General features: G+C 74.7%; 20 protein-coding genes. 14 read left to right on the top strand and 6 right to left on the bottom strand.

Annotated features, from left to right (window positions below; all coding sequences use genetic code 11):
* Positions 1-137: 137 nt before the first annotated feature.
* From GOBS_RS24555 to GOBS_RS24530, 6 genes are all read left to right on the top strand, one after another.
* Positions 138-1,754, top strand: a complete 1,617-nt coding sequence (locus GOBS_RS24555) for a methyl-accepting chemotaxis protein (protein WP_012950961.1) — start codon at positions 138-140, stop codon at positions 1,752-1,754.
* Between the two features lie 271 nt (positions 1,755-2,025).
* Complete coding sequence (locus GOBS_RS24550; protein ID WP_012950960.1) at positions 2,026-3,639, top strand: methyl-accepting chemotaxis protein; 1,614 nt, start codon at positions 2,026-2,028, stop codon at positions 3,637-3,639.
* Between the two features lie 317 nt (positions 3,640-3,956).
* Complete coding sequence (locus tag GOBS_RS24545; protein WP_012950959.1) at positions 3,957-5,597, top strand: methyl-accepting chemotaxis protein; 1,641 nt, start codon at positions 3,957-3,959, stop codon at positions 5,595-5,597.
* A gap of 133 nt (positions 5,598-5,730) precedes the next feature.
* On the top strand, positions 5,731-8,109 hold the full coding sequence (locus tag GOBS_RS24540; RefSeq protein WP_012950958.1) for a chemotaxis protein CheW: 2,379 nt from the start codon (positions 5,731-5,733) through the stop codon (positions 8,107-8,109).
* On the top strand, positions 8,106-8,549 hold the full coding sequence (locus GOBS_RS24535) for a chemotaxis protein CheW (RefSeq protein WP_012950957.1): 444 nt from the start codon (positions 8,106-8,108) through the stop codon (positions 8,547-8,549). Before GOBS_RS24540 ends, GOBS_RS24535 begins: the two co-directional genes overlap by 4 nt.
* Positions 8,550-8,948: 399 nt before the next feature.
* Complete coding sequence (locus tag GOBS_RS24530; RefSeq protein WP_012950956.1) at positions 8,949-9,866, top strand: hypothetical protein; 918 nt, start codon at positions 8,949-8,951, stop codon at positions 9,864-9,866.
* Positions 9,867-9,979: 113 nt separating this feature from the next.
* On the opposite strand, the gene GOBS_RS24525 is transcribed toward GOBS_RS24530, so the two are convergent.
* Positions 9,980-11,167, bottom strand: a complete 1,188-nt coding sequence (locus GOBS_RS24525; protein WP_012950955.1) for a glucose-1-phosphate adenylyltransferase family protein — start codon at positions 11,165-11,167, stop codon at positions 9,980-9,982.
* A gap of 385 nt (positions 11,168-11,552) precedes the next feature.
* On the opposite strand from GOBS_RS24525, the gene GOBS_RS24520 reads away from it, so the two are divergent.
* From GOBS_RS24520 to GOBS_RS24495, 6 genes are all read left to right on the top strand, one after another.
* Positions 11,553-12,668: a protein-glutamate methylesterase/protein-glutamine glutaminase gene (locus tag GOBS_RS24520; protein WP_012950954.1), complete on the top strand. Its 1,116-nt coding sequence runs from the start codon at positions 11,553-11,555 to the stop codon at positions 12,666-12,668.
* Entirely contained in the window at positions 12,665-13,489 is an 825-nt protein-coding gene (locus GOBS_RS24515) for a CheR family methyltransferase (RefSeq protein ID WP_012950953.1), read from the top strand. Before GOBS_RS24520 ends, GOBS_RS24515 begins: the two co-directional genes overlap by 4 nt.
* Position 13,490: 1 nt before the next feature.
* Positions 13,491-13,874, top strand: coding sequence for a response regulator (locus tag GOBS_RS24510; RefSeq protein WP_012950952.1), 384 nt, complete (start codon positions 13,491-13,493; stop codon positions 13,872-13,874).
* Positions 13,871-14,422 carry a chemotaxis protein CheX gene (locus GOBS_RS24505; protein ID WP_012950951.1) on the top strand — a complete coding sequence of 184 codons (552 nt, stop codon included), beginning with the start codon at positions 13,871-13,873 and terminating at the stop codon, positions 14,420-14,422. The genes GOBS_RS24510 and GOBS_RS24505 overlap by 4 nt, the downstream gene beginning before the upstream one ends.
* Positions 14,419-14,781, top strand: coding sequence for a response regulator (locus tag GOBS_RS24500; RefSeq protein ID WP_012950950.1), 363 nt, complete (start codon positions 14,419-14,421; stop codon positions 14,779-14,781). Before GOBS_RS24505 ends, GOBS_RS24500 begins: the two co-directional genes overlap by 4 nt.
* Before the next feature lie 79 nt (positions 14,782-14,860).
* Positions 14,861-15,361, top strand: a complete 501-nt coding sequence (locus GOBS_RS24495) for a hypothetical protein (protein WP_012950949.1) — start codon at positions 14,861-14,863, stop codon at positions 15,359-15,361.
* 136 nt (positions 15,362-15,497) lie between these two features.
* Here the strand turns inward: GOBS_RS24495 and GOBS_RS24490 are convergent, their stop codons facing one another.
* The 5 genes from GOBS_RS24490 to GOBS_RS24470 all read right to left on the bottom strand — a co-directional run bounded on the left by GOBS_RS24490 (position 15,498) and on the right by GOBS_RS24470 (position 20,909).
* The gene (locus GOBS_RS24490; RefSeq protein WP_012950948.1) at positions 15,498-15,956 is read right to left on the bottom strand and encodes an ATP-binding protein; all 459 of its coding nucleotides are present in this window, start codon (positions 15,954-15,956) and stop codon (positions 15,498-15,500) included.
* A 119-nt stretch (positions 15,957-16,075) separates the two neighbouring features.
* A complete protein-coding gene (locus GOBS_RS24485) occupies positions 16,076-17,794 on the bottom strand; it encodes a SpoIIE family protein phosphatase (protein ID WP_012950947.1) in 1,719 nt (572 codons plus the stop codon).
* A 230-nt stretch (positions 17,795-18,024) separates the two neighbouring features.
* Complete coding sequence (locus tag GOBS_RS24480; protein ID WP_012950946.1) at positions 18,025-18,951, bottom strand: alpha/beta fold hydrolase; 927 nt, start codon at positions 18,949-18,951, stop codon at positions 18,025-18,027.
* Positions 18,952-19,128: 177 nt separating this feature from the next.
* The gene (locus GOBS_RS24475) at positions 19,129-20,343 is read right to left on the bottom strand and encodes an ATP-binding protein (protein WP_041241673.1); all 1,215 of its coding nucleotides are present in this window, start codon (positions 20,341-20,343) and stop codon (positions 19,129-19,131) included.
* Between the two features lie 167 nt (positions 20,344-20,510).
* On the bottom strand, positions 20,511-20,909 hold the full coding sequence (locus GOBS_RS24470; protein ID WP_012950944.1) for a thiol-disulfide oxidoreductase DCC family protein: 399 nt from the start codon (positions 20,907-20,909) through the stop codon (positions 20,511-20,513).
* Positions 20,910-21,125: 216 nt separating this feature from the next.
* Between GOBS_RS24470 and GOBS_RS24465 the strand changes: the two genes are divergently transcribed.
* Together GOBS_RS24465 and GOBS_RS24460 are read left to right on the top strand one after the other, a co-directional pair.
* Positions 21,126-21,494: a phage holin family protein gene (locus GOBS_RS24465; RefSeq protein WP_041241672.1), complete on the top strand. Its 369-nt coding sequence runs from the start codon at positions 21,126-21,128 to the stop codon at positions 21,492-21,494.
* A gap of 54 nt (positions 21,495-21,548) precedes the next feature.
* Positions 21,549-26,477, top strand: coding sequence for an NAD-glutamate dehydrogenase (locus tag GOBS_RS24460; RefSeq protein ID WP_012950942.1), 4,929 nt, complete (start codon positions 21,549-21,551; stop codon positions 26,475-26,477).
* Positions 26,478-26,479: the final 2 nt, after the last annotated feature.

The raw sequence follows: 26,479 nt of genomic DNA, 5'->3' as shown, positions 1-26,479 counted from the left end.
ACGCCCGGCACTGCGGTCCACCAGCGGTGCAGATGGCTCACTCTGTCCGGCGCCTCAGTGCACGCGTGCGGCGCGAGTCCGAGCTCGCGGCTGCACCGACGACCACTCGTCCGACAGACGCATCCAGGAGTACCCCCATGACCGCGACCGTCTCGCCTCCCCGCGCCCGGAGTTCCGGGGGCTGGTTCGCCGACCGGCCGATCGGCGTCAAGATCGCTTCGCTCATCGCCTTCAGCGCCCTCGTCGGCCTGCTCCTCACCGGCATCGCCGTGCAGCGAATTCAGGCTCTGCACGACGGCCAGCAGGAGATCTACGACCACAACATCGAAGGCCTCATCGACCTCGGCAACATCCAGCGGTCGTACCAGGGCGACCGTGCCCGGTACATCACCTACGCCCTGGCGACCGAGGCGCAGCGGGCCGCCCTCCGCGCCGATCTGGCCGACCGCAGGCCCGTCCTGGAGGCGCAGGTCGAGGAGTACGAGCGCCACGCCATCGACCCCGAGGCCTACGCGACGTTCGTCGCGCTGCTCGACGAGTACTACGCCGTTGTCGACCAGCAGCTGGTGCCGGTGGCCGACCGGGGTGACTCGGCCGCCGCAGCGGTCCTGGTGACCGGGGAGGTGCAGGCGGCGACCGACCTCCTCATGGACCAGTTCACCGTCATGATGGACCTCCAGGCCGAGGACGTCACCGCTGACATCGAGGACGAGGCCGCTGCGGCCGGCACGGCCGCGGTCACACTGTGGACCATCCTGGCGGCGAGCGTCGGCGTGGGAGCGCTGCTGGTCGTCCTGGTCGTCCGGCAGATCGTCCGCACGGTGCGGTCGGTGCAGCGGTCGGTGGAGGCGCTCGCGGCCGGTGACCTCACCGTGTCGCCCGAGGTGTCCTCCGACGACGAGCTCGGGCGGATGGCGCGGTCGCTGTGCGAGGCTCAGGGCGGCCTGCGCGAGGTGCTCTCCACCGTCGGCGCCTCGGCCGATGCGGTGGCGGCGTCGTCGGAGGAGTTGTCGGCCTCCGCGGCCCAGATCTCGGCCTCGGCGGAGGAGACGTCCGCGCAGTCCGGTGTGGTGGCCGGCGCGGCGGAGGAGGTCTCGCTCAGCGTGCAGACGGTGGCGGCCGGCGCGGATCGGATGGGCGTCTCCATCCGGGAGATCAGCCAGAACGCCGCGGAGGCGGCCCAGGTCGCGGCACAGGCGGTGACCGAGGCGGAGGCGACGACGGCGACGATCACCAAGCTGGGGGAGTCCTCCAAGGAGATCGGGGACGTCGTCAAGGTCATCACGTCGATCGCGGAGCAGACGAACCTGCTGGCGCTGAACGCCACCATCGAGGCCGCGCGGGCCGGTGAGGCCGGCAAGGGCTTCGCGGTGGTCGCCAACGAGGTCAAGGAGCTGGCCCAGGAGACCGCCAAGGCCACCGAGGACATCGCCCGCCGCGTGGAGGCCATCCAGGGCGACACCAGCGGTGCCGTCGCCGCGATCGGGCGGATCAGCGAGGTCATCGGCCAGATCAACGACTACCAGACCACCATCGCCAGCGCCGTCGAGGAGCAGACGGCGACCACCAGCGAGATGTCCCGGTCGGTGACCGAGGCCGCCGCCGGCTCGGGCCAGATCGCCGACAACATCGGCGGGGTGTCCACCGCCGCGGATGCGACCACGCAGGCGCTGGCCCAGACGCGCACGGCCGTCGACGAGCTCTCCCGCATGGCCGCCGACCTGCGCACCACGGTGGTCCGCTTCACCTACTGACCTGTGCACGTCGTCCGAGAGCGCGTGACCGGCACCGCCGGTCACGCGCTCTCCGTGCGGAATGGCCCGGACGACAGCCGGGCCGTGTCGACAAGGCGGCACCGGAAATGCGGTCATCGACATTTCTCACGCACCATCCACGACACACCCGGAAATGCGTCACGGCGCCGTCCGGAAGACGCGAGCATTCCACCACGCGCCACGTCTGCGGGATCCGTCGGCAGAGGGTGCGCGCCAATCCGCACGTGTCCTCTCGCACCCAGGAGCCAGCATGTCCGTCCCCGCCACCGCGGCCTCCCCCGGACGTTCCGGGGGCTGGTTCGCCGACCGCCCGATCGGGGTGAAGATCGGTGCCGCCGTTGGCGTTCTCGCCGTGGTCGCCGTCTCCATGACCGTCCTCGCGGTCCTGCGCATCGGGTCGCTCAACGCCGCCGCGGCCCGGATCAACGACAACGTCGTGACCCTGTCCGACCTGGCCGACATCCAGCGCTCCTACCAGGGTGACCGCGCCCGGTACACGCAGTACGGCCTCGCCGACCCCCAGACCCGGGCCGCCCTGCGCACCGACCTGGCCGAGCGGCGGCAGAGCTTGGAGGACCAGCTCGACGCCTACGCCGAGGTGACGGTCAACAAGGAGGCCTTCGCGACCTTCCGGGGCCACCTGGAGGACTACTACGCGATCGCCGACGGGCAACTGGTCCCCGCGGCCGACGCCGGCAACCCGGTCCTCGCCGGGCAGATCGTCAGCGGTCCGCTGCAGCAGGCCACCGACGTCATCATGGACGAGTACTCGGCCATGCAGGAGCGCCGCGTGGCCGCCGGGCAGACCGACACCGACGACGCCCAGCAGATCGCCGACACCGCCGTCCTGACGCTGTGGCTGTCGCTGGCCGCCGGCATCGCCGTCGCCGGTGGGCTGACCGTGTTCGTCGTCCGGCGCATCACCCGGACGGTGCGGTCCGTGCAGACGTCGGTCGAGGCCCTCGCGGCCGGTGACCTGACGGTGGCGCCCGAGGTGCGGGGCCAGGACGAGCTGGGCCGCATGGCCGGCGCGCTGAGCGCGGCCCAGGAGAGCCTGCGCGGCGTCCTCGCCGCGGTGGCCTCGTCGGCCGACGCGGTGGCGGCCAGCTCCGAGGAGCTGTCGGCGTCCTCGGCGCAGATCTCGGCGTCGGCGGAGGAGACCTCGGCGCAGTCCGGTGTGGTGGCCGGCGCCGCGGAGGAGGTCTCCCGCAGCGTGCAGACGGTGGCGGCGGGCGCGGAGCAGATGGGCGCCAGCATCCGGGAGATCGCCAGCAACGCCGCGGAGGCCTCCGACGTGGCGGCCCGCGCGGTGAGCGCGGCGGAGACGACGACGGCCACGGTGGCCAAGCTGGGGGAGTCCTCGGCCGAGATCGGCAACGTCGTCAAGGTCATCACCAGCATCGCCGAGCAGACCAACCTGCTGGCGCTCAACGCCACCATCGAGGCCGCCCGCGCCGGGGAGGCCGGCAAGGGCTTCGCGGTGGTCGCCAACGAGGTCAAGGAGCTGGCCCAGGAGACCGCCAAGGCCACCGAGGACATCGCCCGCCGCGTCGAGGCGATCCAGAAGGACACCGGTGCCGCGGTCGGGGCGATCGGGGAGATCTCGCAGATCGTCGCGCAGATCTCCGACCGGCAGACCACCATCGCCTCCGCGGTGGAGGAGCAGACGGCGACGACGAACGAGATGTCGCGGTCCGTGACCGAGGCCGCCTCGGGAGCAGGTCAGATCGCCGCGAACATCAGCGGTGTCTCCGGTGCCGCGGACTCCACCACCCAGGCGCTGACCCAGACCCGCACCGCCGTCGACGAGCTCTCCCGCATGGCGGCCGAGCTGCGCACCAGCGTCTCCCGCTTCACCTACTGAGGCACTCGACGCACCCGGCGACGGGGCGGCGGTCGGCCATCCCGACCGCCGCCCCGTCGGCGTCTGCACGGGCTCCCACGGGCGGTGGCCGGTCGCCGTTCCGTCCTCTCCCCACGGGCCCCGAGAATGGTCCTGGGCCATTTGTCGACACTGCAGGAACCGGTGGCCCGAGCATTTGTTCGGCACTCCGCGACACGCGCCGAGAAACGAGTCGAGCGGAATGGGGACGCCCTATTTTTCTCGTCGACCACCGCGCTCCGGTCCGCGGCGGACGAGGCACACGCAGCCATGAACCGGCACCGGGACAGGAACGGGAGATGCACGGGATGAGCACCAGCACGGGTGGGCGGTGGGCCGGCCGCATCGGGGTCCGGGGGTCGATCCTGGCCGTCGGCGCCGCGGGGATGGCCGCCGCGGTCGCCGTCGGCGGCTTCGCGTTGAGCGGGCTGGGAGCAGCCGGCGAGGCCCGGGACGAGGTGGGTCGCCTCGCGGCAGTGCTCACCGGCGTCCAGGAGATCGAGACGTCCAACGCGGACGTGACCGGCTGGCAGACCGCCTACGCCTGGGACGCGCGCCGTGTCGGTGGTGCCGCCGCGGTCCAGGACGGCAACGCCAACCGGGCCGGGTTCCTCGACAGCGCCGACCGGCTGCGCGGCCACCTCGAGGACATCCCCACGGACGTCCTCACGGACACCGAGCGTGCGACGTTCACCCAGATCCAGCAGCAGTGGGACGCCTACTTCGCCGTGGACGACCAGGTCGTCCTGCGGTACGCGCAGAACACGCCGGCCGGCATCGAGGCGGGCGACGCCCTGGTGCTGGGCGATGGCTACAACGTGTACTTCGAGGTGCTCCAGCTGACCGCGGACCTGCGCGAGTCCCTGCAGGACCGGGTCCACGCAGCGGACGCCGCTGCCGACGAGGAGCAGGCGCAGACGCGGTGGACCATGATCGCCGTCGTCGTCCTGGGAGCGCTCCTGGCCTTCGCCCTGGCGCTCACCGTGGCCCGGCGCATCGTGCGGCCGATCGACGCGGTCGCCTCCGTCGCGGAGGCCCTGGCCGCCGGTGACCTGACCCGGACGACCGGTGTGCGCAGGGACGACGAGGTGGGCCGGGCCGCTGCGGCGATCGACGCCGCCCTCGGCGAGCTCCGCACGGTGATGACCTCGGTGGTCGGCGCGGCGGACGCGGTCGCCGCCTCCTCGGAGGAGCTGTCGGCGTCCTCGGCGCAGATCTCGGCGTCGGCGGAGGAGACCTCGGCGCAGTCCGGTGTGGTGGCCGGCGCCGCGGAGGAGGTCTCCCGCAGCGTGCAGACGGTGGCGGCGGGCGCGGAGCAGATGGGCGCCAGCATCCGGGAGATCGCCAGCAACGCCGCGGAGGCCTCCGACGTGGCGGCCCGCGCGGTGAGCGCGGCGGAGACGACGACGGCCACGGTGGCGAAGCTGGGGGAGTCCTCGGCCGAGATCGGCAACGTGGTGAAGGTGATCACCTCGATCGCCGAGCAGACCAACCTGCTGGCGCTCAACGCCACCATCGAGGCCGCGCGTGCCGGGGAGGCGGGCAAGGGCTTCGCGGTGGTGGCCAACGAGGTCAAGGAGCTGGCCCAGGAGACCGCCAAGGCCACCGAGGACATCGCCCGCCGCGTCGAGTCGATCCAGGGCGACACGTCGGCGGCGGTGAACGCCATCGCCGAGATCAGCGCGATCGTCGCCCAGATCAGCGACCGGCAGACCACCATCGCCAGCGCGGTGGAGGAGCAGACCGCCACCACCAACGAGATGAGCCGGTCGGTCAACGAGGCCGCCCAGGGCTCGGGTCAGATCGCCAGCAACATCACCGGGGTCTCCGCCGCCGCGGACTCCACCACCCAAGCGCTGACCCAGACCCGCACCGCCGTCGACGAGCTCTCCCGGATGGCAGCCGACCTGCGCACCACGGTGGCCCGCTTCACCTACTGAGCACCGCCCGCCGGCCGGGGCCTCCCGGCCGGCGGGCCCGGGTCGGCCGTTGGGCTTGACCTGGGCACCGATTCCGCCGATCACCAACCAGAGCGCGCCCGCCGCTCCCCGGGTACGAAGAGAGAAGAGCAACGTGGACGGTCTGGACGACATCGTCGAGGAGTTCCTGGTCGAGAGCCACGAGAACCTCGACCAGCTGGACACCGACCTGGTCGCCCTCGAGCAGGAGCCCGACTCCCGCGAGCGGCTCTCGAGCATCTTCCGCACGATCCACACCATCAAGGGGACCAGCGGCTTCCTGGCGTTCCACCGCCTCGAGGAGGTCACCCACGTCGGGGAGAACATGCTCTCCCGGCTGCGGGACGGCGCCCTGGAGCTGACCCCGCAGCGGACCAGCGTCCTGCTGCAGATGGTCGACACCGTCCGCTCGCTGCTCGCCTCCATCGAGGCCACCGGCGGCGAGGGCTCGGTCGACGTATCCGCCGTCGTCGCGGAGATCAGCGCGGCCATGGAGGACACCCCTGCGCCGGCCGCCGCCGAGCCGGACCCCGCGCCCGCCGAGGTCGTCGTCGACGTCCTCGCCGAGGTCCCGGCGCAGGCCGCTGCCGCCCCCGCGGCGGAGGCGCCCGAGGAGCCCGCGTCCGCGCCCGTCGCCGAGGTGCCGGCCCCCGTGGCCGCGGCGCCGGCGACGGCCGTCCCTGCACCGGTCGTCGAGACAGCCCCCGAGTTCGAGGCCGCGCAGGACGGCGAGGCTGCCCCCGCCGCCGACAGCGGCACCGGCCAGACCCGCCGGGCCGTCGCCGACAGCACCATCCGGGTGGACGTCGACCTGCTCGACGAGCTGATGCTGCTGGTCGGTGAGCTGGTGCTCACCCGCAACCAGATCGTCCAGTACGTCGGGCGCTCCAACGACACCGACCTGGTGCGCGCCTCGCAGCGGCTCAACCTCATCGCCAGCGAGCTGCAGGAGGGCGTCATGAAGACGCGCATGCAGCCGATCGACCACATCTGGTCGAAGCTGCCGCGCGTCGTCCGGGACCTGGGCCTGCAGCTGCAGAAGAACATCCGCCTGGAGATGGAGGGCCGCGACACCGAGCTGGACAAGACCCTGCTCGAGGCGGTCAAGGACCCGCTGACCCACCTGGTCCGCAACTCCGTCGACCACGGCATCGAGGACGCCGACGCGCGGATCCGGGTCGGCAAGCCGGCCGAGGGCGTGCTCACCCTGCGCGCGCGGCACGAGAGCGGCCAGGTCGTCGTCGAGGTCGCCGACGACGGTGCCGGGATCGACCCGGTCCGGCTCGGCGCCAAGGCCGTCGAGCGCGGGCTGGTCACCGCCGAGGCCCTCACCCGCATGGGCCCGCAGGACATCCTGCAGATGATCTTCCTGCCCGGGTTCTCCACGGCCGCGCAGGTCACCAACGTCTCCGGTCGCGGCGTCGGCATGGACGTCGTCAAGACCAACATCGAGTCCATCGGCGGCACCATCGAGGTCGAGTCCGCCCCCGGCAGGGGCACCTGCACCCGGCTGCGCATCCCGCTGACCCTGGCCATCGTGCCGGCGCTGACCGTCGAGTGCGCCGGCGACCGCTACGCCATCCCGCAGATCAGCCTGCAGGAGCTGGTCTCGCTGGACGCCGAGAAGGCGGCCAACGCCGTCGAGGAGGTCGGCGGTGCGCCGGTCTACCGGCTGCGCGGCGAGCTGCTCCCGCTGGTCCGGCTGACCGACGTCCTGGGCCTGACCTCCGACCGGCACGACGGGCACGTGGTCATCGCGGTGCTGCGCTCGGAGGGCCGCCGCTTCGGGTTGGTCGTCGACCGGGTCATCAACACCGAGGAGATCGTGGTCAAGGCCGTCGGCGGCCAGCTCAAGGCGATCGGCCTCTACTCGGGCGCGACCGTCCTCGGCGACGGCACCGTGGCCCTGATCCTCGACGTGCAGGCCCTGGCACGCCGGGCGCTGCGCACCGAGAGCAGCGACCGCCAGGAGTCCCGCGCGGCGGCGCTGCAGGCCGTCGCGACCGACGCCGAGCGGCAGCGGATGCTGCTGGCCGCCATCGGCGGGGGCCGCCGGGTCGCCATCCCGCTGGACACCGTCACCCGCCTCGAGCAGGTGCGCACGGAGTCCGTCGAGAAGGTCGGCAACCGGGAGGTCGTGCAGTACCGCGGCGCGATCCTGCCGATCGTCCGGCTGGACCGGCACCTGGGCGCCTACGGCGACAGCGAGCGCGAGGTGCTCGAGGTGATCGTCTACTCCGACCACGGCCGCAGCGTGGCCATCGTGGTCGAGGAGATCCTCGACATCGTCGACGGCGAGGCCGCCGTCCGCAGCGACATCGACGACATGGGCCTGCTGGGCTCGGCCGTGCTCGGCGACAAGGTCACCGAGCTGCTCGACGTCCGCGCCGCCATCCTCGCCGCCGACCCGGCGTTCTACTCGACGCACCCCACCACCCACGACTCCCTGTCCGCGGCGCCGCACGGCGCCTCCCTCCTGGAGGTCTCCCTGTGACCACTGCCGAGGCCCCCGCCATCGGCGGCCAGCTGGCCACCTTCTGGCTCGACGGCGACCTCTACGGCGTCGAGGTGGCGCACGTGCAGGAGGTCCTCAAGAGCCAGGGCCTGACCCGGGTGCCGCTGGCACCCACCGCCGTCGCCGGGCTGATCAACCTGCGCGGCCAGGTGGTGACCGCGATCGAGCTGCGCGAGCGGCTCGGCCGGCCGCCGCGGCCCGAGGGCACCGACGCCGTCGTCATCGTCGTCCGGCTGCACGGTGAGGCGGTCAGCCTGCTCGTGGACGCCATCGCCGACGTCGTGGACGTCGACCCGGCCGACTTCGAGGCGCCGCCGGACACGCTCGACGGTGCGGGCCGCGACCTGATCCGCGGCGCGTTCAAGCTCGACGGGCAGCTGCTGCTGGCGCTGGACGTGCAGAAGGCCGTCAGCGCCTGAGAGGACCACCCTTCCCCCCACGCCTCGTAGAAGGACCCCGTCCTCCCCACCCCTCGCACGCTCGGGGCGGGGCCCGGGACGGGGCCCGCGGTCCCTGGAGGGTGGCCGTTCCAGCACCTCACCACCTGGGCGCGGCCGGACTTCCCCGGCGGCCACGCTCCTCCCCCCGACCCCCGGTCGGGCGGCCCCTCTCTCCGGAGGGCCGCCCGGCCGGGGGTCGCGGCATTCCGGGGACGAGATCGCTCACGCTGGGTCATCGGCGCGACACGCTGCAGTGCGGCGCACGCCGGCCCACCCGACGGGGGTCCGACCATCGAGTGACGCTGACGTGGCGCGCCGTGTCGATCACGGTCAGTCTGGACCGACCTCACCTCGGGGGACGTCGACTGGAGGCCTGCCGTGCCCTACTCGCTGGTCAGTGCCGCCACGCTCGGCTTCGACCTGGTCCGCCTGCCGGCCGGCCGCGCCGTCGCCGACGCCCTGCTCACCGGGCTCGCCGCCGACACCGCGGCGCTGGAGCAGCTGGCCGCGGTCCACCCGGCCGCGGGTCGCGACCGCGAGCAGCGCGCCGCGCTCGCCGTCCGCGCGCGCAAGGCCCGCGAGCTGGCCGCCACCGTCCCGCACCTGCGCACGGCCGTCGACGGCCTCCCCGGCGCCGACCGGGCCGCCGTCCTGGTCGCCCAGCTCGAGCGCAGCACCATCGGGGACGCCGCCGCCGTCGAGCGGGTGCTCCGCGAGGACGTCCTCGGCCCCGACCACCCCGCCGTCGCGCTGGTCGACGAGGCGGTCCGTGACGCCGCCGCCGACGTCCTCGCCGACGCGGCCGTGGGCGCCTGGGCCGCCGCGGTGCTGCCGCCGCTGGTCGCCCGCCGGCTCACCGGCCCCTTCGCGGTCGCCACCGCCACCGGTGTGCCCACCACCCCCGAGCTCGACCTCGGCCCCGCCACCGGCGACCTCTCGGAGCTGCTGACCGGCCTGCGCGCGCTGGACGACGCCGGACGGGCCCGCTGGATGGCCGCCGTCGACGCCTCCCGCGCCGAGCGCCGTCCGTGGGCGACCGCGATGCACGAGGCGTCCTGGGGGGCGCACGTCTCCGGCCGCACCCGCACGCTCGCCACCGCGCAGCTGCTCGCCGTCCGGGCCTTCCTGGACGCCGGCTTCGACACCGCGGCCGCCGCGTCCGGTGCCTGGAACGCCGTCGCCGGCTGCGTGCAGGGCATCGTCATGGGCGACCTGCTCGGCAGCGACGCCCTGACGGTGCTCTTCTCCTCGCGGCCCGCCGAACCGCACCGCGGCCAGGAGCCGTCCGCCCCCTGAGGCGAGCCCGCTCCGGCGAGCGCCGACTCGTCGATCATGGGGTTGTTGCAGGCGACACGTGCCGACACCCCGAGAGAGGCCGCGTCAGCTCCATGATCAACTGAGGGAGCGCCTCAGTCCTGGTCCTCCCCGGGGTCCGGGAAGCGGGCACCGGCGGCGAGCTCGGTGCCGGCCTCGACCTCGGCCCGGCGGCCGACCAGCGTGACCTCGCCGTCCCCGCCGACCGCGGCCCGCTCGCCGACCACCACGCCGTCGTCGAGCACCGCCCGGGTCACCATGGCGCCGGCCCGCACGCGCGCCCCGGGCAGCAGCACCGAGTCGACGACGGTCGCGCCGGCCTCCACGACGACGCCGGGGGAGAGGACCGACCCGTGGACGTTGCCGAGCACCCGGGTGCCGCCGGAGATGAGGCTGTTGTCCACCGCCGAGTCCAGCAGCACCCGCGCCGCGCTGTGCCGGCCGCCGCGGGTGTGCACCGGCCAGCGCTCGTCGTCGAGGTCCAGCGGCGGCTCGGCGGACAGGAACTCCTGGTGGGACCGCCAGTAGGACTCCACGGTGCCCACGTCGCGCCAGTAGCCGCCGAACGGGTGCGCGCGGGCCAGGCCGTCGCGGGTCTGCGCCGGCAGCAGGTGGGTGCCGAGGTCCTCGAGCCCCTCCTCGCCGTGCTCGGCGGCCAGGGCCTCCAGCCGGTCCAGCATCGGGCCGGGTGAGAAGACGAAGACCTCGTTGGTCGCCGTGGTGGTGCGCGGCTCGTCGGGCTTGTAGGCGTAGTCGGCCACCTTGCCGCCGCTGCCGACCTCGACGATGCCGTAGCGCGGTGCGTCGTCCTCGGCGACCTCGGTGGTGACCATGGTGACCTCCGCGCCCGAGCCGAGGTGCCCGTCGACGACCTCGCGGTAGTCCAGCTTGTAGACGGCGTCGGCGCTGAGCACCACGAGCGCGTCGGGGGCGACGTCGCGGACCAGCGGGGCGTAGCGCCACAGCGAGTTCGCCGTCCCGGAGACCCAGCCGGCACGGTCGGTGCCCTGGTAGGGCGGCAGGACGAGCAGCCCGCCGTCGGTGCGGTCGAGGTCCCACGGCCGGCCGTTGGCCAGGTGCTGCGACAGCGACGTGGGGTGGAACTGCACCGACACCCAGACGTCGGAGAGGTGCGAGTGCTGGCAGTTGCTCAGCGGGAAGTCGATCAGCCGGTAGACCCCGGCGAAGGGGACGGCGGGCTTGGCGCGCTGCTCGGTCAGCAGCTCCAGGCGCCCACCGGCGCCGCCGGCCAGGACGAGGACGAGGACCCGGGGGAGAGGCATGGCCCCCGGCTACCCGCGGGGACGCCGTTCACCCTCGGCGGCACTCCCTGACCCGGCCGCACGGGTCGCCGGACGACGGCGGCTGCTGCTCGACGTCGCCCCGGACCACGGTCTCCTCCCGCTGTCCGCAGACCTGTCGACATGTGCCGGGAGATCGTCGGCCGGAGCACCGAGATCGACGAGAGATGTCGTGCACGATCCGTGCGGATCGGCTCAAGGAGTGCGGGGGAGCGGCCGACAACACCCGTGACAGGCACCGACAGCGGACGGCCGCCGGGACCCGGCGGACCGCCGGCTGCACCCCGATCCCGGCCCCCGGGCGGGTGCCGACCCACAACGCCAGCTCGCCCCTGGCGGGCACCCCGCACGGGGAGACGGAGGACGCATGGAACCGATCCGGGTGCTGGTCGTCGATGACTCGGTGGTCGTCCGCAAGATCGTCACCGACGTCCTCTCGGAGGACCCGGCGATCGAGGTCGTCGGCACCGCCGTGAACGGCCGCATCGCCGTCGGCAAGCTGGAGCAGCTCAAGCCCGACCTGGTCACGATGGACATCGAGATGCCGGAGATGAACGGCATCGAGGCGGTCCGCACCATCCGTGCCCTGCGCAGCCGCGTGCCGATCATCATGTTCAGCACGCTCACCGAGCGCGGTGCCTCGGCGACCCTCGACGCCCTCTCCGCCGGTGCGAACGACTACGTGACCAAGCCGGCCAACGTCGGCAGCGTCGCGCAGTCCATGGAGAGCGTCCGCCAGCAGCTGATCCCCAAGATCAAGGCGCTCACCGGGCGCCCGGTCACCACCGGTCCCGTCCGGGCCGCCGCACCCGCCCCGGCCCCGGTCCGGCCGCCGGCCCCCCGCGTCGGTGCGGTCAAGCAGCCCGCCGTCCTGGTCATCGGCTCGTCCACCGGTGGCCCGGAGGCCCTGGCGAAGGTGCTGCCGACCCTGCCGGCGTCCCTGCCGGTCCCGGTGCTGCTCGTGCAGCACATGCCCCCGGTCTTCACCCGCCAGTTCGCCCAGCGGCTGGACCGTCTCTGCGCGCTCACCGTGGTCGAGGCCGTCGACGGCGCCCCGCTGGGGCCGGGCACGGTGCACCTGGCCCCGGGCGACCACCACCTGACCGTCCGCCGGACCGCCCGCGGCCTGTTCACCGGGCTCGACCAGGCCCCTCCGGAGAACTTCTGCCGCCCCGCCGTCGACCCGCTGTTCCGTTCCGCGGTCGAGGCGTTCGACGGCGCCGTCCTGGGTGTCGTGCTCACCGGCATGGGCTCGGACGGGCGCCTCGGCGCCGGCCGCATCCGCGAGACCGGAGGCGCCGTCGTCGTCCAGGACCAGGCGACGTCGGTGGTCTGGGGGATGCCGGGCGCCGTCGCCACGGCCGGCTACGCCGACGAGGTGCTGCCGCTCGACCGGGTCGCCGAGGCGATCAGCCGGCGGCTCGCCGGCCCGCGCGCCGGCACTGCCGGCCCGACCCCAGCTGCCGTCGGAGGACGACGATGACCCTCACCACGACGAGCTTCGACTGGGTCCGCCAGCTGGTGCACCGGGAGAGCGCGATCGTGCTCGCCCCGGGCAAGGAGTACCTGGTCGAGGCGCGGCTGCTGCCGATCGCCCGGTCCATGGGGCTGCCCGACGTCGGCCAGCTGGTCGACTCGGTCCGCACCCGGCCCAGCCCCGAGTCCACCCGCAAGATCGTCGAGGCGCTCACCACGAACGAGACCTCGTGGTTCCGGGACGGCGACCCGTTCACCGCCCTCACCTCGACGGTGCTGCCCTCGCTGCTGTCAGCCCGCGGGGCGGCCGAGCGGCTGCAGATCTGGTCGGCTGCCTGCTCCAGCGGGCAGGAGCCCTACACGATCGCCATGCTGCTCGAGGACGCGATGCCCAACGCCTCGACCCGCGTGGCCATCACCGCGACCGACCTCTCCCGCGAGATGGTCGAGCGCACCCGGGCCGGCAGGTTCAGCCAGCTCGAGGTCAACCGGGGGCTGCCCGCCGCGATGCTGGTGCGGCACTTCACCCGGGCGGGCACCGAGTGGCAGGTCTCCCCGTCGCTGCGCCGCATGGTGACCGCGAGCGAGTGCAACCTGGCCGCTCCGCTGCCGCGCATGGGCCCGTTCGACGTGGTCTACCTGCGCAACGTCCTCATCTACTTCGACCTGCCCACCAAGCAGGCGATCCTCCGCCGGGTGCGTGCGCTCATGCGCCCCGACGGCTGGCTCTTCCTCGGCGCCGCGGAGACCACCCTCGGCGTCGACGACTCCTGGGAGCGGGTCGTCATCGGCCGCAGCTCCGCCTACCGCCCGCTGAAGGGGAACTGACGTGCGTGCACTGGTGATCGACGACTCCCGCGCCATGCGGCGGATCGTGAGCGCGGCGCTGGAGGGTTTCGGCTACGAGACCCGTCAGGCCGGCCACGGGCGGGAGGCACTCGACGTGCTGCAGGAGGGCTACGCGCCCGACCTGTGCACGATCGACTGGAACATGCCGGTGATGGACGGGCTGCAGTTCGTCTCCGCCGTCCGGGCCAACCCGGCGTGGCGCGCCCTCACGCTGATGATGGTGACCTCGGAGAGCGAGCAGGGGCAGATCGTCCGGGCGCTCGCCGCCGGCGCGCACGAGTACGTGATCAAGCCGTTCACCGCCGACGCGCTCCGCGACAAGCTCGCGCTGCTCGGCATGCTCCCCGAGGAGGCCGTCCTGTGACGCTCGCACCCGATGCTGTCGGACGCCCCACCCAGCCACCCCCGGCCATCCCCGCGCTGATCGACGAGGCCACCATCGAGTCGATCGCCGGCGAGGCCTGGATCGCCCTCGTCGGGGAGGACGAGGTGCTCGTCCCGGTCCCCGGCGACCTGCCCGAGGACACGCTGTCCGCCTGGGTCGACGTCGTCGGGCCGTGGACCGGCAGCGTCGTCCTCACCACCGGCCGGCAGACCGCTGCCGAGCTGACCCGGGCGCTGCTCGCGGAGGCGGCTCCCGAGCTCCTCGACCACGAGGACGTCACCGACGCGTTCGGCGAGATCGCCAACGTCGTCGGGGGCAACGTCAAGGCCGCGCTCCCCGGCCCCTCGACCCTCGGTCTCCCCGAGGTCGGCCCGGCGCCCGCCGTCCGCAACCCCGAGGACGTCTGCCGCATCGAGGTCCTCTGGCGCGGCCAGCCCCTGGTCGTGTCCGTCCAGGGCGCATCGCCCTCCCTGCCCGTCCCGCACAGCCCGCACGACCACCCGCACCAGAACGGAGCGTCACAGTGAAGATCCTCGTTGCCGACGACAGCCGCGTGATGCGGCAGATCGTCATCCGCACCCTGCGCCAGGCCGGCTACGACGACCACGACATCGTCGAGGCCGAGGACGGCCGCGACGCCTACGACAAGGTCCACGCCGAGAACCCGGACCTGGTCCTGTCCGACTGGAACATGCCGAACATGACCGGGCTGGAGTGCCTGCAGGCCCTGCGCTCGGCGGGGTCGGCCGTGCCGTTCGGCTTCGTCACCTCCGAGGGCTCCGCGGAGATGCGGGACAGGGCGAGCGCCGCGGGCGCGCTGTTCCTCATCGCCAAGCCGTTCACCGAGGAGACCTTCCGCGAGAACCTGGACGGGGTGATCGCATGAGGAGCGAGCTTGCGAGCTCCGTGGTGGACACGGTCGCGTGCGCGGTCACGTCGGCGACGAGCGCCAGCGAGGAGGCGAAGTGAGCGCGCCGCTGACCGTCGTCCTGCCGGACGCCAAGGCCGTCAAGGACATGCTCACCGGCCTGGTCGGCAAGTCCGTCGGCGTGATGCCGGGCGCGCCGGTGACCCCGACGCCGACGTCGCCGGTGTCGGTGGCCGTGTACGTGGACCCGTCGATGAACGTCAACGCGCTGTGCGTCCTGGACCTCGGGGCGTCGGCCTACACCGGCGCGGCCCTCGCGCTGCTGCCCCCCGGTGGCGCGCAGGACGCGGTCGAGGAGGACGGCGAGCTGACCTCGATGCTCACCGAGGCGCTGCACGAGGTGGTCAACGTCCTCTCGGCGCTGTTCAACGTGCCGGGGGCCCCGCACTCCAAGCTGTACAAGCTGTACGCCCCCGGCGACGACCTGCCGGGTGACATCGCCGGCTCGCTCGCGGACTTCAACCGGCTCGACCTCGCGATCGACGTCCCCGGCTACGGCAAGGGCGGACTCTCCCTGGTGATCCCCTCCAGGGCCTGACCCCGCCCTGATCCCCGCGGACACCAGACGCCCCGGGACGGCGCCGGAGACACCCCTCCCGCCGTCCCGGGCGCACGACGACGACGGCCCCGGGGCTTCCTGCCCGGGGCCGTCGTCGCGTGTTGCACGTGGAACGTCAGGACAGCGCGGGCGCGCGGTCCTCGGTGCTCGTGGGCAGGCAGGCCCAGACGTGCTTGCACCCCTTGTCGACGTACCAGCCGTGGGCGACCGACAGCCGGGCGACCAGATAGAGCCCCATCCCGCCGTGCGCGGGGTCGCGGTCGACCGCCGGACTGGGCATGGTGTCGGGGTCGCGGTCGCTGACGTCGAGCAGCCAGCCGCCGCTGCCGGCGATCACCGTGGCGACGACGGGGCACAGCCCGTGCCGCAGCGCGTTGGACGCCAGCTCGTCGAACGCGAGGATCAGCCGCTCGGCGGCGGTGTCCTCGTCGTCCCGGGGGAAGCCGACCCCGTCCAGGCGGGCACGCAGCACGGCACGTGCCGCCGGCAGCTCGGCGACGGCCTGCAGGTCCCAGCGCCACACCTCGCCCCGGCCGTCCGGTAGCGGGCGCAACGGCCACGCGAGTCGACCCACTGCCCTCCCCGTCCCGTCGCCTTCTCCGACGCCGTTCGGGGTTCCCACCCGGCACCACCCGTAACCGTGCAGCCGGGGTTTCCGACCCCCTGGAGTGATGCGCCTCTCGCCGTCGCCGGTCAGTCGCGGGGGTGCACGCAGATCGCCACCAGGGCGACGTCGTCCTGGGGTGTGGCGGGCAGCATCCGGGCCAGCAGCGCGTCGGCCAGCTGCTCCAGCGGCAGGCCGGTCAGTGCGGCCAGGTGCCGGCGCAGCCGGGCCACCCCCGTGTCGACGTCACAGTCCCGCCGCTCCACCAGCCCGTCGGTGTACAGCAGCACCACCGCGCCCGGTCGCAGCGGCACCGTGGACTCCCGCCGCACCGCCGTCGCGTCCACGCCCAGCAGCAGGTCGCCGAGCCCGTCGGCGAGCACGGTGACCGTGCCGTCGGGGTCGGCGACCAGCGGCGGCGGGTGCCCCGCGCTGGCCCAGCGCAGCAGCGTGCCACCGTGCTCCAGCCGGGCGATGGCCGCGGTGGCCAGCGTGCCCGTGTGCATGGCGTCCATCGCGGCGTCCAGGCCGCGCAGCACCTCGGCCGGCCCGGCGCCGCTGTAGTGCGCGATGCCCCGCAGCAGCCCGCGCAGCTGCCCCATCTCGGCCGCCGCGGCGGTGTCGTGCCCGGCGACGTCCCCGATCACCACGACCGGGTCGCCCCCCGGGTGCAGGAAGGCGTCGTACCAGTCGCCGCCGACGCGGGCGGACTCCGCCGCGGGCACGTAGCGGGTCGCCACCTGCGCCCCCGCGATGGTCGGTGGGTCGGTGAGCAGGCTGCGCTGCAGCTCCTCGGCGAGCTTGGCCTGCTGGCTCTGCCGGTGCACCCGGTCGACGGTGCGCCCGGCCTGCGCGGCGACCTCCCGGGCGGTGCACAGGTCGTCGTCGTCCAGCGTGCGGCCGGGGTCGAGGTAGAGGGTGAGGACGCCGACCGCGCGGCCGTCGGCGGTCAGCGGCAGGACGAGGGCGGTGGCCGGGCCGAGGACCTCCAGCAGGTCGCGGGCGGGGCCGGGCGGCATCAGCGCGAGGACGGCGGCCACCGGCTCCTGCGCCTCGCTGCCGGACCGCAGCGCACGGGCGACGGGGGAGGCCGGCGGCAGGGTGTCCAGGCGCACCTGGGCGTAGCGGTCGAGCAGCGGGCGCCGGATCGGGTCGGCGTGCCAGGAGCCGACGTCGCGGGCCCGGCCCTCGCGGTCGACGACGGTGACCACGCAGCCGTCGGTGAGCGCGGGGACGACCAGCCGGGCCAGGCTGCCCAGGGCCGACGTGCTGTCGAGGGCGCCGGAGAGCTCCCCGGCCACCGCGGCCAGCAGCGCCGTCCGGGCACCGGCCCGTTCGGCGGCGCGACGCGCCGACTCGGCGGCACGGCGGGCCGACTCGGCCTCGTCCTGGGCGAGCCGGCGTGCGGTCACGTCGACGAAGGCGAAGGCGGCGCCGTCGGCCGTCGGCCAGGCGTGCAGCGCCGACCAGCCCGCGCCGCCGCCGGGTTCGGGGACCTCCAGGGAGACCGCCGCGCCGGAGGTCAGGGCCGCGTGGCAGGCGGAGGTGACGGCGGCGGCGGTGCCGGCGGCGAGGACGTCGGTCACCGGCCGGCCGAGCACGTCAGGGGCGGGTCGGTCGAGCAGCAGCTCGAGCTCGGTGTTCACCAGCACGACCCGTCCGGCGGGGTCCAGGCAACCCAGCGCGGCGGGCATCGTGGCCAGCACGCCGTCGGCGACGCCGGGGGCCCGTTCGAACGGCCGGGGCTGCGGCCGGGGTTGCGGCCGGGGCTGCGGCCGGGGCTGTGGCAGCGGTCCTGGGGTCACCACGGTGAGTACCCCTCTCGGCGAGCTGACCCCGGCCCCGACCTCTGAGCCCGACTCCCCGCCGCACCGCAGGCGGGGAGGCCGCTCGGATCGTGGCAGCGCGCGGGCGCGCTGCCAAGGCGCACCGGCGTGGCGCGCTCCGGTCCGCGTCCGGCCGCGGGAGCCCGGTTCCCCACGGGCACAGCGTCGGGCCCCGGCCGCCCGGCAGAGCCCGACTGCCCCGTGCCGGCGGCCTAGCTGCGCGCGGCGCCGGCCCGGACGGCGGCGGCGATCGCCGCGACGCCCTCGTCGGCCCACACGATCGAGTAGTGGTTGGTGCCGGGCACCTCGCGGGCGGTGATGCCGCTGGGCTCCAGGCCCAGCTGCGCCAGCCGCGCCTCGTCGTAGAGCCCGGGCGTCTGGTCGAGCAGCCCGCGGGTGGCCCACAGCAGGGTGGCGGGCACCGGCAGGTCGGTGGTGGCCTCGAGCACCCGCTCGTTGAGCAGCACGTCGCCGCCGTCCACCCGCACCGCCTCCGGCACGCAGGCGCTGCGCAGCGCCGGCGGCTCGCCGACCACGTCGCGCGCCAGGTACGCGGCCACTGAGGGCACGTCGACCCACGGGCCGACCGCGGGGTGCTGCGCCCAGAAGGCCCGCACGGCCGCGAGGTCGGGGAACGTCATCGACAGCCGCGCCAGCGACGGGCCGAGCACCGCGGAGAGGATCGCGTCGATGTCGGCGCCCGGCGGCGTCGGGAACGACAGGCCGCCGTCGACCATCACCAGGCCGTGCACCCGGTCGCGGGCCACCCCGGCGGCCGCCAGCGCCGCGACGTACGCCCCCATCGAGTGCCCGACGAGCACGGCGGTCTCGGCTCCCGTGTCGCCGTCCGCCCCCAGGGAGTCGAGGACGGCGGTGACGTCCGCGGCGTGCCGCTCCAGCCCGTACGGGCCGGGCAGGCCGGCCGAGGCGGCCCGGCCGCGCAGGTCTGGGGCGACCACCTCGAACTCGCCGGCCAGCGCACCCGCCACCCGCGCCCAGGCCATCGCGTTGGCGGTGATGCCGTGGACCAGGACGGCGATGGGGGCTCCGGGGGCGTCGGCGGACCAGTGCAGCGCGGCCAGCTCACCGCCCTCCACCGGGACGGAGATCAGTTCGGGGTCACGGGCGGGGTCGGTCACGGTCCCCAGCCTGCCTGGACAGCGCTGCCGCCGCAGGCCCGGACGCGGGACGGCGGCCCACCTGCAGGGACCCGCCGCGAGTCTGGTGAGGTACGGGAACGGCCCCCGTCCAGGGCCCCGCTGGCCCCGTCCCGGGTCCCGCCCTGAGCCTGCGGGGGTGGGGAGGACGGGGTCCTCCTACGAAGGACGGGGAGGACGGGGGTCCTCCTGGTCGGGGTGGCTGAGCAGGTAGCGGCCGAAGTGCGGGACGGTGAAGGCGATCTGGCCGCGCTCGGCGGAGTAGACCAGCCCCTTCTTGATCAGCGAGTCCCGCGCGGGGGAGAGGGACGCGGGCCTGCGGCCCAGCGAGACGGCGACCTCCGAGGTGGACACGGCTGCCCCGGCCGGTCCGCCCAGCTCGGCCATCGCGTGCATGTATTCCCGCTCCGCCGGGGTGGCCCGGTCGTAGCGCGACCCGAAGAAGCCGACCGCGAGCTCGGCCTCGGCGACCGGCGCGGCCATCGCGACGTCCGCGGCGGTGATGGGGGAGGCGGCGGCGACGTCCCAGGTGACCTTGCCGTACGCCTGCACGAAGTACGGGTAGCCGTCGGCGGCCGCGTACAGCGCGTCGAGCGCCTCGGGCTCGAAGCTGACCTCCTCCCGCTCGGCCGGCGCGAGCAGCGCCCGGTCGGCGGCGGGGCGGTCCAGCCGGTCGATGCGCAGGTAGCGGAACAGCCGCTCGGAGTAGCTCTTCGACGCCGACAGCACCGCCGGCAGGTGCGGCAGCCCCGCACCGACGACGATGAGCGGCGCCCCCTGCTGCGAGAGCTCGTGGCAGGCGGCGCAGATCGCCGAGACGTCGTCGCTCTGCACGTCCTGCATCTCGTCGATGAACAGCGCCACGCCCTTGCCGACGTCGGCGGCCAGCCCGGCGGCGTCGCTGAGCAGCTCGACCAGGTCGATCTCCATGTCGCCGGAGTCGGCCCGGCCGCTGGTCACCGGCACGTCGATGCCCGGTTGCCAGCGGTCGCGCACCTTCGCGTCCGCGGTCTGCCGCAGCGCGAACGCCTTGAGCACCCCGAGGACGGCGTCCATCGACTCCTGGTCGGGGTGGCGCAGTTCGCGCAGCGCCATGTGCAGCGCCGAGGACACCGGCCGGCGCAGCGACTGGTCCGGCCGCGCCTCGATCTTGCCGGTGCCCCAGCCGCGGCCGATCGCCGCCGACCGCAGCTGGTTGAGCAGCACCGTCTTCCCCACCCCGCGCAGCCCGGTGAGCACCAGCGACCGCTCCGGACGGCCGTGCGCGATCCGCTCCAGGACGACGTCGAAGGCCGACAGCTCGCCGTCGCGCCCGGCCAGCTCGGGCGGGCGCTGTCCGGCGCCGGGGGCGTACGGGTTCCGCACGGGGTCCATGTCGAGCACCGTATGGGCGCCTCTACACCGGGCCGTAGAACCGCCTAGACACCCCGATCGTGTCGGATCGTCGGCCGCGCGCCGTCACGCCCCGCAGGTGCCCCGCCGACTGCCCGGCGCCCTCGTCGGGTCGGGGGGCGGTGCACCGCCGGGCGAGCGCCGACGCGTCAGGAGGCCGGGCGGACCCCGTCGTCCGGACGCGGCGGGAGCGCGCAGGCCGCCGTCCCCCCGGGCAGCCGCATCCGGTTGGCCGCCACCACCCGGTAGACCCGGTCGGCCAGCGCCCGTACCAGGGGCAGCTGCAGCAGCCGGCCGAGCACTGCCCACCCGGAGCCGGCCGCGCGCAGGGCGGCGGCGACCGCGCGGGCCCCACCGACGACGTCCCCCGTGCGCGGCACCCACAGCACCTCCTGCTGTGCGCGCTCGGCGGTGGTGCCGACGGAGGCGAGGTCGGCGCCCTGCCAGGGGACGACGGCGCAGTCGGCGGGCAGCACCCGCCGGGCCACGGCGGCCGAGCGGGTGCAGAACCCGCAGTCGCCGTCGTAGACCAGGGCCGGTCGCTGCACGGGCTCTCCCTCTCGTCCCGGGGCGCGCTCGGTGTCGAGCACGGGGCTGTTGCCGGCGAGCCGCGACGACGCGCCGGGAGCGCGGCCAGGCTCCCATGATCGCGGCCGGCAGGGCGTCGTCGAGGTCCGTCCGGACGTGTCCGGCCCTGAGCCTGGAGGGTCGCGGAGGTGACGATCCACAGGGTCCTCGCAGCTGCCGCCGCTAGCCTGGGGCGGGTGCTCAGGTTCCTGGTCAAGGTCGTCCTCATGGCCGGCGTCTTCTACGGCGTCGCCTACCTGCTGAACGGCATCGAGGTGATCCCGAACCCGAACGGGCCGCTCGGCGAGCCCGGCACCTACCTGTGGATCGCGCTGCTCTTCGCGCTGGTCAACGCGGTCGTCGGGCCGGTCCTGCGGCTGCTGTCGTTCCCGTTCGTGCTGGTCACACTGGGGTTGTTCCTGCTCGTCGTGAACGCCGCACTGCTCGGCATCACCGCCGCGATCACCGACCGGCTGCAGGTCGACGGCTTCGGCCCCGCGATCGTCGGCGGGCTGCTGCTGGCCATCGGCGGCTGGATCGCCGACCAGCTCACCGAGCGGCGCTGACCGGCCGCCGCGTCGCTGTGACGGCAGGCACCTCGCGGGGCTAGCGTCGCTGTCATGGCCCGCACCACCGGCACGGTCCCGGCGATCCCGGTACCGGCCCCCGCGGACGACGGCGCGCCCGCCGCCGCGACCGAGCTCGCCGCCCTCGAGGCGGCCACCCACGACAAGCACCTGCTGCTCGAGCGAGCTGCCCGTGCCGCCCTGGAGCGCGACGCCGGCCTGCCCCCCGGCTGCAGCGCCGACGACGTCCCCGCGTTGCTGCGCCGCTACTACTGGAGCGAGCCGGCCGCCGAGGTCCTCGACCAGGACCCGGCCGACCTCGCCTCCCTGGCGCTGCGCCACCTGCGGCTGGCCGAGGTGCGTCCCCAGGGGGCGGCCACCGTCGACGTCCAGGAGCTGCCCGCCCGCGGCGGCGCCGGCCCCCGCTCGATGGTCCTGGTGGTCACCGACGACATGCCCTTCCTCGTCGACTCGGTCACCGCCGAGGTGGTCCGGCAGGGCTTCCGCATCGACCACGTCGTGCACCCGGTGCTGGTGGTCCGCCGCGACGTGACCGGCCGGATCCGCGCCTTCTGCGACAGCGCCGAGCCCGGCGCGTGCGGCGCCGACGCGCTCGCCGAGTCCTGGATGGCCGTCGTCCTCGACGGGCCGCTGGACGACGAGGCGACCGGCGACCTGGTCGCCGGGCTGCGCACCGTCCTGGCCGACGTCCGGGCCGTCGACGAGGACGCCGCCCGGATGCGGACCCGCACCCTGGAGCTCGCCGACCGGCTCGACCGGGCGCCGGCGAGCGGGTCCGCGGACCCGGCGGACGACCCCGCGGAGGCGGCGGCGCTGCTGCGCTGGCTCACCGACGGCAACTTCGTGCTCCTCGGCGCGAGGGACGTCGACCTGGTGAGCACCCGGGGCCGCACGACGGCCCGTCCGGTCGCCGGCAGCGGGCTGGGCGTGCTGCGCAGCGACGCCGACACCGCCACCACCCCCGAGGCCACCCCGGGCGCGACGCTGATCGCGGTGAGCAAGGCCGACGCCCGCTCGACCGTGCACCGCCGCACCTGGCTGGACCAGGTGACGGTCACCCTGCCCGGCGCGGACGGCGACCCGGCCCGCCAGCACCGGCTGGTCGGCCTCTTCCCGTCGGCCGCGGCAGCGCACACCGTCCGCGAGGTGCCGCTGGTGCGCCGCCGGGCGGCCGAGGTGGTGGAGCGCTCGGGCGTCCCCGCCGACAGCCACACCGGCAAGGAGCTGCTCGACGTCCTGGAGACCTACCCCCGCGACGAGCTGTTCCAGGTCGGCACCGACGAGCTGCTGCCGGTCGCGCTGGCCGTGCTGCACCTGCAGGAGCGCCGGCAGACCCGGCTGTTCCTGCGGCGGGACCCCGGCGACCGGTTCTGGTCGGCGATCGTCTACCTGCCCCGCGACCGGTACACCACCCAGGTCCGGCTGGCGGTGCAGCAGCTGCTGCTCGAGCGGCTCGGCGGCTCCAGCATCGAGTACACCGCCCGGGTCACCGAGTCGGTGCTGGCCCGGCTGCACTTCGTCGTCCGCCCGCCGGTGGCGCGGGGCGGGCGGTCCACGCTGCTCGAGGTCGACGTCGCGGGCCTGCAGGACGCGCTGACCGCCGTCGTCCGCAGCTGGACCGACGAGCTGGCCGACGCCCTCAAGGCGCGCTACGGCGCGGACGCCGAGCGCCGGTTCGCCCGGGTCGCCGACGCGTTCCCGGCCGCCTACCAGGAGGACTTCCCCGCCACGACCGCCGTCGAGGACCTCGAGCGGCTCGACGGGCTGGCCGAGGGCGAGCTCGGCCTGGTGCTGCGCCGCGCGGCCGGGACGTCGGTGTCCGAGCCGCGGCTGGCGGTCTACCGGGTGGGGCAGCGGCTGCTGCTGTCCGACGTGCTGCCGATGCTGCAGCACCTGGGCGTCGACGTCGTCGACGAGCGGCCCTACGAGATCGACCGGATCGGCGCCCCGCTGGCCTGGATCTACGACTTCGGGCTGACCGCGCCGGCCGGGGAGCTGCCCTTCCCCGGCTCGCTGCCCGAGCGGTTCACCGAGGCGCTGTCGGCGGTCTGGCGCGGCGACGCCGAGGACGACGGCCTGGGCGCGCTGGTGCTGCTGGCCGGGCTGAACTGGCGGCAGGTCACCGTCGTCCGCGCCTACGTGCAGTGGCTGCGGCAGGCCGGGCTGCCCTTCGGCCAGCGGTACGTGGAGACGACGCTGGCCGCCCACCCCGACGTCGTCGCCCGGCTGGTGGCGCTGTTCGAGACCCGCTTCTCCCCGGGCCGGGACGGCGGACGGGCCCGGCGCACCGACGAGCTGGTCGCCTCGCTGCGGCAGGCGATCGGCGCGGTGGAGTCGCTGGACGCCGACCGGGTGCTGACCGCGATGCTCGCCGCCGTCCTGGCCACCCAGCGGACGACGTACTACGCGGGCGGCCCGCTGGCGCTGAAGCTGCACCCCGCCGAGGTGCCCGACGTCCCGGAGCCGCGCCCGGCCCGCGAGGTGTGGGTCAGCTCGCCGCGGGTCATGGGCGTGCACCTGCGCTTCGGGGCGGTCGCGCGCGGCGGGCTGCGCTGGTCCGACCGGCACGAGGACCTGCGCACCGAGGTGCTGGGCCTGGTCAAGGCGCAGATGGTGAAGAACACCGTCATCGTGCCCACCGGTGCCAAGGGCGGGTTCGTCGTCCGGAAGCCGCCGCCGGAGAGCGCGGGTCGCGACGCGTGGCTCGCCGAGGGGCAGGCCTGCTACCGGCTCTTCATCGGTGCGCTGCTGTCCCTGACCGACAACCTCGTGGACGGGAAGGTCGTCCCGCCCGAGCGGGTGGTCCGGCACGACGCCGATGACACCTACCTCGTCGTCGCCGCCGACAAGGGGACGGCGACCTTCTCCGACCTGGCCAACGCGGTGGCCCTGGAGCGCGGCTTCTGGCTGGGCGACGCCTTCGCCTCCGGTGGCTCGGTCGGCTACGACCACAAGGCCATGGGCATCACCGCCCGCGGCGCCTGGGAGTCGGTGACCCGGCACTTCCGCGAGCTCGACCTCGACGTCCAGTCGCAGGACTTCACCGTCGTGGGCGTCGGCGACATGTCCGGCGACGTGTTCGGCAACGGGATGCTCCTGTCCGAGCACATCCGGCTGGTGGCCGCCTTCGACCACCGGCACGTCTTCGTCGACCCCACGCCGGACGCCGCGACCTCCTTTGCCGAGCGACGCCGGCTGTTCGACCTGCCGCGCTCCTCCTGGGCCGACTACGACCCCGCGCTGATCAGCCCGGGCGGCGGGGTGTGGCCGCGGACGGCGAAGGCCATCCCGGTCAGCGAGCCGATGCGGGCGGCGCTGGGCCTGGCCGAGGACGTCGACACCCTCCCCCCGGTGGAGCTGATCCGCGCGGTGCTGCTGGCGCCGGTGGACCTGCTGTTCAACGGCGGCATCGGCACCTACGTCAAGGCCTCCACCGAGAGCGCGCTCGACGTGGGTGACAAGGCCAACGACGCCGTCCGGGTCGACGGCCACGACCTGCGGGTGCGCGTGGTGGGGGAGGGCGGCAACCTCGGCCTCACCCAGCGCGGCCGCGTGGAGTACGCGCTGGCCGGCGGGCGGGTGAACACCGACGCCATCGACAACTCCGCGGGCGTCGACACCTCCGACCACGAGGTCAACATCAAGATCGCGCTGGACCGGGTGGTCGAGGCCGGCGAGCTGGACGCCGAGGGCCGCGCGGCGCTGCTCGGCGAGATGACCGACGAGGTCGCCGCCGCCGTCCTCAACGACAACCACGCCCAGAACGCGACGCTGGCTGTCGAGACGACGTCCGCGCGGAGCTTGCTCGACGCGCACCAGCGCTTCCTGAGGGCGCTGGAGCGCTCCGGCCGGCTGGTGCGCAGCGTCGAGTTCCTCCCCGACGACCGGCAGCTGGCCGAGCGGCGGCGCGACGGGCAGGCGCTGACGGGCCCGGAGCTGTCGGTGCTGCTGGCCTACGCCAAGCTGGGGACCGGGGACGCCGTGCTGGCCTCCGGCCTGCCCGACGACCCGGCGCTGGAGGCGCTGCTCGTCGGCTACTTCCCCGCCGAGCTGCGCCGTCGCTTCCCCGCCGCGGTCAGCGGACACCCGCTGCGGCGGGAGATCATCGCCACCGCGCTGACCAACCGCGCGGTCAACGTCGCCGGCGTGACCGGGCTGTTCCGGCTGGTCGAGGAGACCGGCGTGCCGCTGGCCGGGGTGGTGCGGGCCCACGCGGTGGCCCGGGCGGTGTTCGAGGTGGACCGGCTCTGGGACGCCGTCCGCCCGCTGGACAACCGCGTCCCGGCGACCACCCAGGTGGAGCTGCGGACCGAGGCGACCCGGCTGGCCGAGCGGGCCGCGCGCTGGCTGCTGCGGCTCCCCGAGCTGGCCGCGGAGGAGGCCGCACCGCTGGGCGACGTGACGGACCGGTTCGCCGCCCCGGTGGCCGCGGTGCGCGCCGGGCTGCCGTCGTGGCTGCTGGGTGCCGAGGCAGCCGCCCACGCCGACCGCACCGAGCGGCTGCGGCGGGCGGGGGTGCCCGAGACGCTGGCCGCGGAGGTGGCCGCCGCACCCCTGCTGCCGGCCGCGCTGGACCTGGCGCTCGTCGCCGAGCGCACCGGCGCGCCCATCGAGCTGGCCGGCCGGGTGCACCAGGCGGTGGCCGAGCGGCTGGCGCTGGTGCCGCTGCGTGAGCTCGTGGTGGCGCTGCCCCGCGATCGCCGCTGGCCGGCGATGGCCCGCGCCTCGCTGCGCGACGACCTGACCGGTGAGCAGGCCGCGCTCACCGCCGAGGTGCTCAGCGGACGGACGGGCACCACCGAGGACGCCGCGGAGCTCGTGGAGCGCTGGGTGACCTGCTGGGACGGCACGCAGCAGCGGGCGGCGGCCCAGCTGGTCGACATCGCGGCGGGGGACCGGCAGGAGCTGGCCGAGTTGCTGGTCGCCGTCCGGACCCTGCGCGGCCTGCGCCGACCCGGCTGAGC

It is taken from the genome of Geodermatophilus obscurus DSM 43160 (assembly GCF_000025345.1).
GTDB classification, from domain to species: Bacteria; Actinomycetota; Actinomycetes; order Mycobacteriales; family Geodermatophilaceae; genus Geodermatophilus; species Geodermatophilus obscurus.
The sequence above is the reverse complement of the archived record's forward strand: the minus strand, read 5'-3'. Positions and strand labels throughout refer to the sequence as shown.

What these genes read in the sequence shown, in the direction of transcription:
- GOBS_RS24525 (WP_012950955.1), bottom strand. Translation starts at nt 11,167, where the DNA reads ATGCCTCTCCCCCGGGTCCTCGTCCTCGTCCTGGCCGGCGGCGCCGGT.
- GOBS_RS24545 (WP_012950959.1), top strand. Translation starts at nt 3,957, where the DNA reads ATGCACGGGATGAGCACCAGCACGGGTGGGCGGTGGGCCGGCCGCATC.
- GOBS_RS24520 (WP_012950954.1), top strand. Translation starts at nt 11,553, where the DNA reads ATGGAACCGATCCGGGTGCTGGTCGTCGATGACTCGGTGGTCGTCCGC.
- GOBS_RS24460 (WP_012950942.1), top strand. Translation starts at nt 21,549, where the DNA reads ATGGCCCGCACCACCGGCACGGTCCCGGCGATCCCGGTACCGGCCCCC.
- GOBS_RS24555 (WP_012950961.1), top strand. Translation starts at nt 138, where the DNA reads ATGACCGCGACCGTCTCGCCTCCCCGCGCCCGGAGTTCCGGGGGCTGG.
- GOBS_RS24475 (WP_041241673.1), bottom strand. Translation starts at nt 20,343, where the DNA reads ATGGACCCCGTGCGGAACCCGTACGCCCCCGGCGCCGGACAGCGCCCG.
- GOBS_RS24515 (WP_012950953.1), top strand. Translation starts at nt 12,665, where the DNA reads ATGACCCTCACCACGACGAGCTTCGACTGGGTCCGCCAGCTGGTGCAC.
- GOBS_RS24550 (WP_012950960.1), top strand. Translation starts at nt 2,026, where the DNA reads ATGTCCGTCCCCGCCACCGCGGCCTCCCCCGGACGTTCCGGGGGCTGG.